Here is a 256-nt window from a genome sequence, read left to right as displayed (position 1 = left end):
AATATTCCCGCACAGACCGCGATCCAGGAAATGACTCCTGACTGGATCAAAGGGCGCGTTCTGGCCTTGCAGCTTATGCTATACAACGCCGCCGGCATTCCCGTCATTCTCTTCGTCGGCGCCGTTGCCGACAACTTCGGCCTTGATCGCGTCTTGTACCTGATGTCTGTGAGTATACTCGCTTTTAGCCTGTGGGGCCAGTACTACGCTCGCAAACATCCAAGCTCTGAAACCGCCAGCCAGCAAAAGCTCGAGG

General features: G+C 55.5%; 1 protein-coding gene. It reads left to right on the top strand.

The annotated features are described in order from the left end of the window. On the top strand, positions 1-256 hold a 256-nt coding region (locus EUU22_RS01495), incomplete at both ends, for an MFS transporter (protein ID WP_165351041.1).

Source organism: Ciceribacter ferrooxidans, assembly GCF_004137355.1.
Classification (GTDB): Bacteria; Pseudomonadota; Alphaproteobacteria; order Rhizobiales; family Rhizobiaceae; genus Allorhizobium; species Allorhizobium ferrooxidans.
This window is presented reverse-complemented; position numbering and strand designations above follow the sequence as displayed.